Raw genomic sequence first — 12,968 nt, 5'->3', positions numbered from 1 at the left:
ACGGGGCGGGTTTGAATTTTGCCTAGTTTTAAGGAGTGTAAAAACCAACTTCGACCATGCGCCAGGAACAACTGCTAACTGCCGACTACATTGAGTCTCAGATCGGAAACGTAATCGAATACTACATCCGGTGGGAATTTGAAGAAGATCCTTTTTACGGGAAAGCCCGGATCAAAGGTCTGGTAGACGATGAGGCAGGCGGGTTGAAGATCATCTGTGATGTGATCGAAGGAAGCGACCTCGAGCTGGCTTACGAACAGGAAGAAGTGTTCATGTACTCCGACCATCACCCGATCTACACCGGTCAGCTCCCCGAGATCTATTCGGCCAACTGGGTGAATACCGACGGCAAGAAGAAGAAGCAGATTTTTATCGCGCCACCCAATGAAAATGCCAAGGAGTTTGCCGTTTCGCAGACGAATAGCAAAGTGGTTGTTAAGCGGATATATTAGTCATTTGTAGTCAGAGATAGTCATTCGTGGTCAGTGATAGCATTTGTAGTCAGAGACAGTCATTTGTAGTCAGAGATAGTCATTCGTGGTCAGTGATAGCATTTGTAGTCAGAGATAGTCATTTGTAGTCATTGACAGTCAGGAAGTTGTTAGGTGTATTGTTAAATCAACAAATGACCTAATGACTTCCTGACTTTTTTGCTTAGTTCTTCACAATCTTCTTCGTCAGGACCCGGTCCTCAAACTCCGCTTTCACTACATATAACCCTGACGGATAGGTCGTCAGATCGAAATTGTAAACATTGGAAGCTACTTCGCCGGTAATGATCGTCTCCCTTATTTTTTGTCCTGCCACATTGTAAATCGAAACCGATTTCAGCTTCTCGGGATGCGGATAAAATTGCACCGACACCTGTCCGCTCGTCGGGTTCGGCGTCACCAGGAAACCTGCTTCTTTCAGGTTCGGATTCACGGTTACCGTCCGGATGTTGATATCGTCGAGGTAGATATCGTTTTCGTTTCCGTTGGTATTCAGGAATGCGACGAGTATTTCACCCTGCCCGATGAAGCTGCCGATATTGATCTCTTCGCGCCGCCATTCGTTCACGCCCGGCGTAAATGCGGTACGCGTGGCCGTGCTGCGGGTAATGAGGCTCGATCCCCATTTTTTGTAGACACTTGTGTAAGTCTGTCCGCAATCTGTACTAATAAGCACCTGCAAGGTATCCCATACGTTACCCTGAGCGGAAGCGTTGGTGTAAGTCGCGGCTGCCACCTGGAACGACACGAATGCGGAATCGACCCCGGCAATGCGCACCGTCGGTGAGCGCAGGTAATCGCGCTGCCCTACCACCTGGTTATCAAAGTTTCCTATTTTCACGGAACCGCTGCCTGTTTTGGATGCGGAAGTTGTTTTCTCCCAGGTCGAGCCGCCGTCTTCATTCACAATATCCCAACCCTGCGGTATGAAGAGCCCTTCAAAACCCTCTTTCACCGGAGCCGCGAACGGCTCGTAATAGATGAAATCCAGGCTCAAAGCATCATTGGACGTATCCTCATCCGCCGCGCCGTTTGGATTCGACGTGGTAATGCTCAGCACATGGTTGCCTTCGACGGTAGTAAGGGCCGGCAAAGTCACCGTTGCTTCGGCATAGGTGGCCAATGAACCGGTCCAATTATAATTCTGCCCGGTTCCGTTGTCAATCGCGACGTGGATCGTAACCGACGTAAGTGTTTCACTTCCCCTGTTCACCAGCGTTACCTGCGGGGTAAGCGAGTTGGCACAAATGCGTTGTGCTGGCTGGCGGATCGCTTTCAGGGAGGCGTCTTTTTTCTTCACATCCACAGGCGTGCAGCCATTTGAAAGCAGCAGTGATGAACGATACCTTTCAAAGATCTCCTCCATGTGCGCCACTTGCATTTTTGTAAACATAAAAAGGCACGCATCTGGTGTATAATCCATATAATTCTGATACATAATGCCAGAACCGGAGGGCGTACAACGATCGGTAACAATGCCGGTTTGGCATGTAGTAGTGCTGTTACTTTGGTTAGGAGTATCGGCTATTTTGTCGTCACCCGTACAAGCTCCATTATCATCGCCCCAAATGTGGTAAAGGTCAAAATAATGGCCAATTTCATGGGTCAATGTTTTACCTTGGTTAAAACCAGTGGCTGCTCCACCCGGCAGCGACGCATAATCAATCGCCACTCCCTGCTCGTCTTTCACGCCATCGTCCGGAAATGTAGCATAGCCCAGTGTGGTTCCAGAAAGATCACATATCCAGATATTGAGGTATTTATCGGTATCCCAGGCGTCAGCACCGCCCGATTCCGCGTGTTTCACTTGATTGGTGGTATAGTCAAATGAGTTACGGGTCGTCGGATAACGTACAATACCTGTGGACGGTGCATCATTGGGAGTGCGTTGCGCCAGGCAAAACTGAATGCCTGATTGCCCGAAGAGAGACTGGAAATATGATGGAACTTTTGAAGCGCTCGCATTAGTTCCCGCGTAGTCTTTGTTAATGGTATCCAACTGCGCCATAATCTGCGCATCCGTCACCATAGATTGCCTATTAAGTACAACGTGGAAGACAACGGGGATAGTAATCGGGCCAGCCGTTCGAAGCGACTTACCCGAGGCTATTCTTTCATTAACTAATTGTTGAACCCGAATTTGACGCTGGTCGAACATCAGTTTGAGCGCGGGCTTGTCGGTGAAACGCTTTTGGAGGAGCTCCATCGAAGCACAGCGGTCTTGCGCGTACGCAGCGCCGACGCCGAAACGGCCCAAAAGAATAATGATAAAAAGGGATTTGAACAGGAGTATAGTATGTCGCATCGAATTTCCGGGGAACTGAGTAAAAGAATCGGCCCGCTAGTTACAGACTGACTGCGGATTTATTCACCTACTACGAAAAAAAAGTGCCTCCTGATGCGAATGCAATATTATTTAATTTGTTTTTAATTGGAGGATACACTTATTACCCGAAAATTTGCCATTTCCAATGCAGGAAACGCCCGCTATCAAACCCTTTCGCAAGATTATCCATATCGATATGGATGCATTTTACGCATCGGTGGAGCAGCGCGATTTTCCTGAATACCGCGGCAAGCCGCTGGCCGTCGGCGGCTCCCCTACCGGCCGGGGCGTGGTGGCCACCGCGAGCTACGAGGCCCGCAAATTCGGGGTACGGTCGGCAATGCCTTCGCGTCAGGCCATTCAGCTATGCCCGCACATCATATTCGTACATCCGAGATTTGAGGTTTATAAATCCGTTTCGAGAAGTATCCGCGAGATTTTCTCCCGCTATACAGATCTGATCGAACCGCTTTCCCTGGACGAGGCCTACCTCGACGTGACTGAGGACAAAATGGGCATCGGTTCAGCGGTGGAAATTGCAAAGCAAATCAAGAAGTCCATCAAAGAAGAACTGAACCTCACCGCGTCGGCGGGTGTGTCGGTCAATAAATTCGTAGCTAAAATCGCTTCCGACATCAATAAACCCGACGGGTTGAAGTTCATCGGCCCTTCCAAGATCGAGAGTTTCATGGACCAGCTGCCAGTGGAGAAGTTTCACGGCGTAGGAAAAGTGACTGCCGACAAAATGAAGGGAATGCAGCTGTTTACCGGCTCGGACCTCAAAAAACTGACGGAAGACGAGCTGGTCAGTCATTTTGGAAAGACAGGCCATTTCTTTTACAAAATCGTGCGCGGAATCGATGATCGTGAGGTACAAACGCACCGCGAAACCAAATCGCTCGGAGCGGAGGACACTTTTACCTACGACCTTACCACGCTGGATGAAATGAACAAAGAGCTCGACCGCATCGGCGTCACGGTAGCCAACCGGCTCGAAAAGAACCAGTTGAAAGGCCGGACAGTGACATTGAAAGTTAAATTCAGTGATTTTACCCAGATAACCCGCAACCATTCCTTCGCCCACCCGGTAGGTGACCTCGATACCATCACCGACACGGCCAAGCAACTACTCGAAAAACTCGATCTGGAAGAGAAAGCCGTGCGGCTGCTCGGAATCTCGCTATCCAACTTCCACGAACCGGAGGTCAAATCGCGGAAATACAAAGATCCGGAGCAGCTGGAACTCTTCCCGTTCGGGTCATAGCAGCAGCGCATCCACCCGATGTGCCTGCACCATGTTCTCACATTTCGACCAGGAGAATATCGTGAAGCGGCCATCCTGCGAAGCCACCAGCGCAATCGAATCGCGCTGATCGTATACAAACTGAGCCGCTGATAAATGCCGCGTACCTCCATTCTGTACCGGATGCACCACCATGGCCGTATTACCGATAATAGGTTCGGTGATCAGGATTTCCTCCACCGGCTTCGCATCCTGCGCCCGCCCGATTTTTGCACCGAATGCCAGCAATTCGTAGCGGTCATTGATGATCGCGGCACCGTCCACAGCCGTGAGGCCCGCCATATTATGTACCGCAGAACTGAACTGGTTCTGCCAGGTAATGGGGTTAGGATCTTCTACGTATTTGCGGTGCAGATCGGCCAGTTCGGAAAACGGCGGCTGCACGTCATAGGTAATCGGGTGGATGATCGACTCCCGCCAGCGTTCCTTGCCTTTGGGAACCACCAGCAATATGCCGCCCCGCTCATGGCTGCGCATCGACGCGGCCAATTGCACAAGCAGATTAGGATAGTCACTCCATAATGTCGTCGACGAGAATCCCATCAGCGAGTTGATCAGCGAAGGGCAATCCTTCACTTTACGGCTCTCCTCATTGACAATCTTTACCTGGTCGCCTTTGAGCACCGCTACGTTCACAAATTTGCCGAAGCCCTCTACCCGGCGGTGTTTCACCACGAGCATTCCCGGCTCAATCACTTCCAGCACGAAGCATAGCCCCGGAATCACGCGTGTGGTACCCCAAATGCGCAGCTCCCCATCTTCGAGCCACACGCCCAGGTGTATACCCGAACGCTCGACCGCAGGCGCGAGCTTGGTAAGCACATTGGCGGTGAGCGCAAGCTTTTCGGCAAAAACGAGCGGGTGTTCGGCAGCTTCGGGCGGAAGGTAGGCGATAGACACTTTCGGCGAACGTCCCTCCTCGCGGCGCAGGCTCGCCCAGAACGTCGTATCGATGATCGTTTCAATAATGCGGGCATCCGGACGGGGCGCGAGTTCCTGTTCGTAGTATTTGGAAACCGCCTCGTGGTGCCGCTCAAAATGACTGGCAACAAGCCCTGCAACCGAGCGGGCTGCCTTATAGGTAGTTACAGGTAGGGAGTCCCCTGTTTCAATCGAAAATATATCGGAATTCGTAATCATTGTCTGGCGGTTTACTTTTGAACAACGACTTGTTTTAAAAAGTTGGGCTCGGCGCTTATTGCCGGCTTTTTTCCTACGGTTTCCAACCTTTCCGGTAACCCTGGCATCGTACTAACCGGCGGCCTGCCGGGAATTAATTGAAGTCACGGACAGTTGTTTCGCCAGATAAGCATTAATTTGCGCGTTAATCCGAAAAACCCGGTTTCGGTTTTTTTTACTTCCGGCATACAGCGGGTATGCCATTATCTAAGAATGAAAACGTACCTCAGATTATTATCTTTTGCCCAACCGATTGCCAAATTTGCCATCCCTTACCTTGTTTGCATTGTACTGGGGGTTGTATTTAATACATTAAACCTGGCTCTTCTCGCGCCGCTTCTCAGTACGCTGTTCAGCAACCAGGGCGCCGTGGCGCTACCCAGGCCGACAGATGGCTGGCTCGACCCGACAGGAATGCTCAATTACTATGCGCAGGAGGCCAACCTGACCTTCGGACCACTTGGCGCATTGCAGATCGTATGTGCGGTAATCGTAGTTTCGGTATTACTTTCGAATATTTTCAAATACCTCTCGCAGCGGATCATGGAAAATCTCCGGATCCATACCTTGCTGAACCTTCGCAAAAAGGTATTCGACAGCGTGATGAACCTGCACGTGGGGTATTTCAGCAACCAGCGCAAGGGGGATATTATTTCAAAGATCGCATCCGACGTACAGGTTGTACAGTTCTCTGTTACCAGCACCTTGCAGGTTGTTTTTAAGGAACCGTTGCAGCTGATTGCCTATGTGTTCATGCTTTTCGCCACTTCGGCCCGGCTCACGTTCTTCGCGATTCTCGTCATACCGGTTTCAGCATTCCTGATTTCAAAAATTGTAAAAAGACTGAAAGAGCAGGCTACCCTTGCCCAGCATTATTTCGGACTGATGATCAGCTACCTCGATGAAGCGCTTACCGGTATTAAAATCATCAAGGCTTTCAATGCTACCGACGATATCAAGGAGAAGTTTCACAAAGAAAACATCCGCTACTCCGATTTGGGCCGAAAAATGGCGAAACGGCAGCAGCTGGGCTCGCCCGTTTCGGAATTCCTCGGGGTTACGATGGTGGCGATCATCGTTTTGTACGGCGGTTCGCTGATCCTGAACAATCCATCGGGCACGGAGCTGACGGTAGCCAAATTTGTTGCCTATATCGGTATTTTCTCCCAGGTGATGCGCCCGGCTAAGGCGTTGACCGACTCTTTCAGCACCATACACGCGGGTATCGCAGCCGGCGAGCGCGTACTCGAACTGATCGACGAGAAACCGGAGATCGAAGATGCACCGAATGCGATAGAAATGAAGGATTTCAAAGAATCCATCCGCCTGGAAAATGTATCGTTCTCCTACCCTTCCCGGCCTGTGCTGAAATCTATTAATGTGACGATCCCGAAAGGTAAAACGGTGGCGCTGGTAGGACCTTCGGGCGGAGGAAAATCCACTTTGATGGACTTGTTGCCCCGGTTTATCGATACCCAGGAAGGACAGGTGCTGATCGACGGCGTCGATGTGCGGCAGATCAAGCAGGAGTCACTGTGGTCGATGTTCGGGCTGGTGAACCAGGAATCGATGCTTTTTAACGATACGATTTTCCACAATATCGCCTTCGGAAGCCCTAATGCCACAATAGAGCAGGTTGAGGCCGCAGCCCGCATCGCCAATGCGCATGAGTTTATCATGGAAACCGAAGAGGGCTATTACAGCAATATCGGCGACCGCGGAATGAAGCTTTCCGGCGGGCAAAAGCAGCGTATCTGCATTGCACGGGCCGTTTTGAAAAACCCTCCGATCATGCTCCTCGACGAGGCGACCTCAGCCCTGGATACCGAATCGGAAAAACTGGTGCAGGAAGCATTGAACAACCTGATGAAAAACAGAACGTCGCTTGTGATCGCGCACCGTCTGAGCACGATCCAGAATGCGGACACGATCCTGGTGCTGGAAGAGGGCAAGATCATCGAACAAGGCAACCACGCGGAACTCATCGCACGCGAGGGGCTGTACAAGCGCCTGATCGATATGCAGACCTTTTCAGAAGCTTAAATGACGGATACCCCAAAGATATCGATCGCATTATGCACATATAACGGCGAGCAGTTTCTGAAAACCCAGCTCGATTCGATCCTTGGTCAAACTATCGACAACTGGGAGCTGGTGATCGTAGACGATGTTTCGAGGGATGGGACCTGGGATATTTTACAGGCATATGCTGCCGGCGACGAGCGTTTCAGATTATTCAGAAACGACAAAAACCTGGGTTATAACAAGAATTTCCAAAAGGCGCTGAGCCTTTGCGAGGGTGAATACATCGCCATTTGCGACCAGGACGATAGATGGCATCCCGACAAACTGAGGCTGCAACTGGAAGCGATCGGAAATAGCTTCCTGATTTACCATGACTCCGAATTTATCGACGAAACGGGAAATTCAATGGGCCTCAAAATCTCGGATAAGTTCAATTTTTACAGAGGCTCGTCACCGGAGGCATTTTTGTATCTGAATTGCGTGTCGGGCCATACCATCCTCATGAAAAAAGAGCTGGTAGCAAAAGCACAACCTTTTCCGGAAGGCTTTTATTACGACCAGTGGCTCGCTGTTAACGCTGCCAGTGCCGGATCCATCGATTTCGTAGGACAGGTACTTGTGCAATACAGGCAACACAGCCGAAACTCGACCGACATCCTTGCCAGAAACAAAATGGAACGGAGCCTTGACGTAAAACTCTCAGAGATCAAGAGAGAATCGCTTTGGATCGCCCAATGCGTTGCGAAGGCGAACGGAGGCACCCGTGACCTGCTCAGTCGGCTGGCGGTACTGAGCGAATCGCGTATCCACTCGTTCGCAAGTCCGCAATATGGCTTCCTTATCTGGCAACATCGCACAACCCTGTTAAGCCTTTTGAAAAAATCCGGGATCAGTAAGTTCTTCTATGTGGTAAGAAAGATCTGGGGTAGCAAAGCAAAAAAACTCCTATGAGTGTAATAGTCAGCATCATCATTCCGTCCTATAACTACGGTTTTGTCATTGGCGAAACCCTTGAAAACCTTTTAGCCCAAAACTTCCATGAATGGGAAGCTCTCGTTGTCGACGACGGCTCTTTGGACAATACCGAAGAAGTAGTGGCGAAATTTGCCGCCCGCGATAGCCGTATTCAATACGTCCGTCAGGCTAACAGCGGTGTTTCAGTAGCGCGGAACCGGGGTTTCAGGATGTCGAAAGGGCAATACATCCAGTTTCTGGATGCCGACGATCTCCTGAGTGCCGACAAGCTGGCCATTCAGGTCGATTTCCTGGAACGCCATCCCGATGTGGACATTGCTTACACCGACCACCTCTATTTCGAGACGGACAAGCCGGATATCTACTATCCCGATTATGAAATGAACCATAACAACTGGTTGCCCAAAATCGATGCGAGGGGATTTGAGGCGGTGAATACGCTGATTTACTCGAACATCGCGGTGGTAAGCAGTCCCGTTTTGCGCAGGGCGATCGTTGAAAAGGTGAATGGCTTTCCCGAACTGAGCAACTACACAGAAGACTGGGAGTTCTGGTTCAATTGTGCCATCAGCGGCGCCCGGTACACATTCATTGGCGATGATAACGCACGGACGCTCATCCGCATTCATGCACGGAACACGAGCAGGAACATCCAGGTAATGCAGGCCGGAGAGCTGGAATTCCGGAAACGCATTGTGGAGGCGGTAGGCAAATCGTCCATTCTGACCCAGGATGAAAAACAAAAGCTGCTCGACCGGAACAATGCCAGCACGCAAAAACTGTACAAATACATGATGTACCATGCCAACTTGTTGAGTCCCGGGCAAATGAAACTACTCTCAGGGCTGGTAGACCGGAAGACCTTCATATCATACTATTTTAAATCACTGAATTACAAGCGGAAAGCGCTGTTCAAAAAAGGGAGGTAATATGCTGCCTATTGAAATTGACATTATCATATTAAGTTACGCCCGCAACGAAGAGCTGAAAAAGGTGACGTTGGAAGGGATCGATACCCTTCTGAAATCGGAAGATCCTCAAAAGATCAGATTCAATATCGTGGTTTTAGAGTCCAATAAGGAAATGAAGCCCTACCAATACCCGGGCACGAAAACGGTGTACCCATGGCAGCCCTTTGGCTATCATCGTTACATGAATATCGGTATCGGCATGACGAAGGCGCGCTGGGTATGCATTTGCAACAATGACCTGCTGTTCCACCCAAACTGGGCCACCGAAATCCTACGGGCATTTGAATCGGATCCCGAACTTTGGAGCGCCTGTCCCGCGTGCAGTATCCACCACCCCGAACACGGCGTAGCATTGAATAGCGGCTTGCATTATGGCTATGAAGTGCGCAAAGAGCTCGTAGGCTGGTGCATTTTCTTCAAAAGGGATATGCTTAAAATCACGGGGAAACTTGATCCTGCATTCAAATTCTGGTTTGCGGACAATGATTATGGCAATACGCTTCAAAAGCACCATTTAAAACATGCACTGGTAACTTCATCGCTGGTAGATCACCTCGAAAGCCGGACGCTGAAAACCAGGACGGCCACCGAACAAGCACAGCTCACCAGCAGGGAGCGGTTTTATTATGAATACAAATGGGAAGGCCGCAGTTTCTTCTCCTATCTGAACCGCGTACGGAAATTTAACAAGGAACTGCGCAAAATGAAATAAGGTCAGTCCGGCTTCATTTTGCGGAGCCGGAGCATCAGTTTATAAGGGAAGGACAGCGTCGCGACACGAGAATGCCGGCTCGTCCAGATAAGTCGCGCAAGCTCCCATTTGGAAAACCACTTTTCCTCTACCGCCTTTTGAAGAAAAACTTCATAGGCATCACGCTCGATCCGTTTCAGGCTGGAATCAGGCACGCCGTCGATATTCAGGGGGAGTAAATGCGGCCATTTTTGATGAACCTTCAACATCTGTGTTCGCCAGGTCTGGTTAAAGTTGCCTTCCGAGAAATGTTTCAATAATACTTCGAAAGTAACCGCCACCTGGTATTCCTGGTTTACCGCTATCGAAAAATCGAGGTCATAGCCATGAAACCCCGTCAACAATTTCTCATCGAACGGAAATCGTCGAACCACTTCCTTCCGCGTACACATCCAGCAGCCGTCGATACAAGCTACCCGTGAGAGCGGCTGATTCCGCGGGTTCCGGTATTCAACCGTATCCTCCCTTCCCGTATGCCTGTACCCCTGCACGAGATTGCAGTAAAAGCCGCCGTTTTCCTGCAAATGATAGTTATACCAGCTCGACGGCGCCAGGGATTTGTATCCGCCGCCGGCGATGCCCAGCAGACCAAGCTGCGGATTTTGATCGAAAATATCCAAGACCCTGGCCCCCCAGTCCGCCGTCATCATTTCAATATCTTCATGCATGAAGCATAGCAGATCAAACCGGGCACGTTTGGCACCTTCATTATACACTGCACAAATCCCACGCGGCTCCCTCCGGTTATCGATAGCGATAATTTCATACGCCACACCCACCGTCTTCCGGATATTCTCCGAGACGTGAGCCAGTTCCACATCATTGGCCGAGCAAATAATAATTGAGATCATCAGATATATTTAACCAAGGCCAAAAGTAACGCCAAATTCACTAATGCGGGCGCTCGTGGCTGCTATTCCAGTAGAATATGACGGTTTCCGGCATTTATAGGTATCCATAAACATTTTCTGCTTTCATGAAACGCATTTTTATACTGCTGCTTCTCGCCTGCGCGTCGCCCGCCTTTGCGCAAGTCAAATTCGCCCGGCTTTTCTCCGACCACGTCGTGCTCCAACGCCAAAAGCCGATTCCCGTATGGGGCTGGGCCAAACCGGGTGAAAAAGTGAAAGTAACACTGGCGGGGCAATCGATGGATGTGAAAGCGGATGCTTCCGGCAAATGGCGGGTGAATTTCAAGGCTTTGGAAGCCGGCGGGCCGCATTCGTTGCAGGCAAGCGCCAAATCGGGTAATGCGGCCGTGAACGACGTCCTGATCGGCGAAGTGTGGCTTTGCTCGGGACAGTCGAATATGGAATGGCCTGTTTCGGCGGCGAAAAACTATGAGGAGGAACGCAAAAATGCCGAATTTCCACAGATCCGCCATTTCCGCGTCGACCACGTCGTGACGCTTCAACCCGAGCAGGACCTGTCAGCCGGGGAATGGAAAGTAGCCAGTGCGGAGACCGTCGGCGGCTTCACGGCTGTGGGTTTCTTTTTCGCCCGCGAACTTTATCAAAAACTGCATGTCCCGATCGGCCTGCTGCATTCGTCGTGGGGAGGTTCGCAAATAGAAGGCTGGATCAGTAAAGAGGCCATGCTGGGCGATGACCAACTCCGCTCCTACGCTCAAAACCTGCCGAAGACCTGGCAGGAAGCGGACGCCATTATGGACAAGAAATTGAAAAAGCAGCTTTTTAAAAATGCAACCTACGACCCGACCTGGGAAGATGAAAAGAAATACCTTTCGCCGGACGTGGATTTCACCAGCTGGCAAAAAACCGCGGACGGCGTGGGGCAATGGGATTGGAAAGGCCTGATGGGTTTCCGCGGCAAGGGTTATATGGCCAAAGAAGTGTCGATCTCTTCCGACTGGGTCGCAAAACAAACCACCCTCTCACTGGCTGAGAACGACGGGCCGGTTGAGGTGTATATCAACGGCAAGCCCGTGCATGAAGGCACCGCGAAAGGCGCGCGCAAAATCCAGCTGCCTGCCGGTACCTGGAAAGAAGGGAAGAATATCCTGACCCTCAAAACCGGCAATATGGTGAGTGCGGCCTGGTTTGGCCCGGGGCTGATGGGGTCCGCCAACGATCTGTATGTAGAGGACGGAAGCCGTAAAACCAGCCTCGCCAAAGACTGGTACCTGATGCCAGCATTCGCGGAAAAGCATGAGTACGCACATTTGATGAACAATGTAGGTACCACGATTTACAATGCGATGATCGTGCCTTTGCTTCCCTTCGCCATTCGCGGTACGCTTTGGTACCAGGGCGAAAGCAACGCCGGGCGCGCATATCAGTACCGCCAATCGTTTCCGCTCATGATCAACGACTGGCGTAAGCTCTGGAATGATGAATTCTCGTTTTACTGGGTACAACTATCCAGCTTCGGCGCCGACCGTGACAGTAACAAAGGAAGTAACTGGGCCGAACTCCGTGAGGCTCAAAACATGACTTTAAGCCTCCCCAAAACCGGTATGGCCGTTACTACCGACGTGGGTAATCCGCTCGACATTCACCCGACCAACAAACAGGACGTGGCCCACCGCCTGGCCACCAATGCCTTGAAACAGGATTACGGCCAAAACATCCCCTATGCTTCTCCACTTTATGACCAAATGCAGGTGGACGGCACCAAAGCGATTATTTCTTTCAAAAATGCGGAAAACGGGCTCACGGTCAAGGACCGTTACGGGTATTTGAAAGGCTTTGAGATTGCAGGTGAGGATAAGGTTTTCCACTACGCCCAAGCGGAAATCCAGGGTAGCAAAGTGGTTGTGTCGAGCCCGAAAGTGAGCAAGCCCGTCGCAGTACGTTATGCATGGTCGGATGCGCCGGAAGACGCCAACTTGTACAATGCCGACGGATTCCCAGCCAGCGCATTCCGTACCGACTCGTGGCCGGGCCTCACAGTAAATACCCGTTTTGAATAACCTTCTTTCTACATC

Annotated in this window: 10 protein-coding genes; 7 read left to right on the top strand and 3 right to left on the bottom strand. The window is 50.8% G+C overall.

Translation table 11 applies throughout. The features are described from left to right. Nucleotides 1-56 precede the first annotated feature (56 nt). The gene (locus CLV60_RS09910; RefSeq protein ID WP_106595218.1) at nucleotides 57-452 is read left to right on the top strand and encodes a hypothetical protein; all 396 of its coding nucleotides are present in this window, start codon (nucleotides 57-59) and stop codon (nucleotides 450-452) included. A 202-nt stretch (nucleotides 453-654) separates the two neighbouring features. Here the strand turns inward: CLV60_RS09910 and CLV60_RS09905 are convergent, their stop codons facing one another. Beyond that, nucleotides 655-2,796: a M43 family zinc metalloprotease gene (locus CLV60_RS09905; protein WP_106595217.1), complete on the bottom strand. Its 2,142-nt coding sequence runs from the start codon at nucleotides 2,794-2,796 to the stop codon at nucleotides 655-657. A 166-nt stretch (nucleotides 2,797-2,962) separates the two neighbouring features. Between CLV60_RS09905 and dinB the strand changes: the two genes are divergently transcribed. Then, nucleotides 2,963-4,081: a DNA polymerase IV gene (gene dinB, locus CLV60_RS09900; protein WP_106595216.1), complete on the top strand. Its 1,119-nt coding sequence runs from the start codon at nucleotides 2,963-2,965 to the stop codon at nucleotides 4,079-4,081. On the opposite strand, the gene CLV60_RS09895 is transcribed toward dinB, so the two are convergent. Next, complete coding sequence (locus CLV60_RS09895) at nucleotides 4,076-5,260, bottom strand: putative sensor domain DACNV-containing protein (RefSeq protein ID WP_106595215.1); 1,185 nt, start codon at nucleotides 5,258-5,260, stop codon at nucleotides 4,076-4,078. The genes dinB and CLV60_RS09895 overlap by 6 nt on opposite strands. Nucleotides 5,261-5,512: 252 nt before the next feature. On the opposite strand from CLV60_RS09895, the gene CLV60_RS09890 reads away from it, so the two are divergent. The 4 genes from CLV60_RS09890 to CLV60_RS09875 are packed head-to-tail and all read left to right on the top strand — an operon-like array spanning nucleotide 5,513 to nucleotide 9,982. Beyond that, nucleotides 5,513-7,342, top strand: coding sequence for an ABC transporter ATP-binding protein (locus tag CLV60_RS09890; protein WP_106595453.1), 1,830 nt, complete (start codon nucleotides 5,513-5,515; stop codon nucleotides 7,340-7,342). Further along, entirely contained in the window at nucleotides 7,343-8,275 is a 933-nt protein-coding gene (locus tag CLV60_RS09885) for a glycosyltransferase family 2 protein (protein WP_106595214.1), read from the top strand. Next, the gene (locus CLV60_RS09880) at nucleotides 8,272-9,228 is read left to right on the top strand and encodes a glycosyltransferase family 2 protein (RefSeq protein ID WP_106595213.1); all 957 of its coding nucleotides are present in this window, start codon (nucleotides 8,272-8,274) and stop codon (nucleotides 9,226-9,228) included. The genes CLV60_RS09885 and CLV60_RS09880 overlap by 4 nt, the downstream gene beginning before the upstream one ends. Nucleotide 9,229: 1 nt before the next feature. Continuing rightward, complete coding sequence (locus tag CLV60_RS09875; RefSeq protein ID WP_106595212.1) at nucleotides 9,230-9,982, top strand: glycosyltransferase family 2 protein; 753 nt, start codon at nucleotides 9,230-9,232, stop codon at nucleotides 9,980-9,982. 2 nt (nucleotides 9,983-9,984) lie between these two features. Here CLV60_RS09875 and CLV60_RS09870 read toward each other — a convergent pair whose 3' ends face one another. Then, nucleotides 9,985-10,872, bottom strand: coding sequence for a glycosyltransferase (locus CLV60_RS09870; RefSeq protein WP_106595211.1), 888 nt, complete (start codon nucleotides 10,870-10,872; stop codon nucleotides 9,985-9,987). A 125-nt stretch (nucleotides 10,873-10,997) separates the two neighbouring features. Here CLV60_RS09870 and CLV60_RS09865 point away from each other — a divergent pair, with 125 nt between their 5' ends. Continuing rightward, nucleotides 10,998-12,953, top strand: coding sequence for a sialate O-acetylesterase (locus tag CLV60_RS09865; protein ID WP_106595210.1), 1,956 nt, complete (start codon nucleotides 10,998-11,000; stop codon nucleotides 12,951-12,953). Nucleotides 12,954-12,968 lie beyond the last annotated feature (15 nt).

It is taken from the genome of Dyadobacter jiangsuensis, assembly GCF_003014695.1.
GTDB lineage: Bacteria > Bacteroidota > Bacteroidia > Cytophagales > Spirosomataceae > Dyadobacter > Dyadobacter jiangsuensis.
Note: the sequence above shows the minus strand (reverse complement) of the source record. Positions and strands in the feature narration are given on the sequence as shown.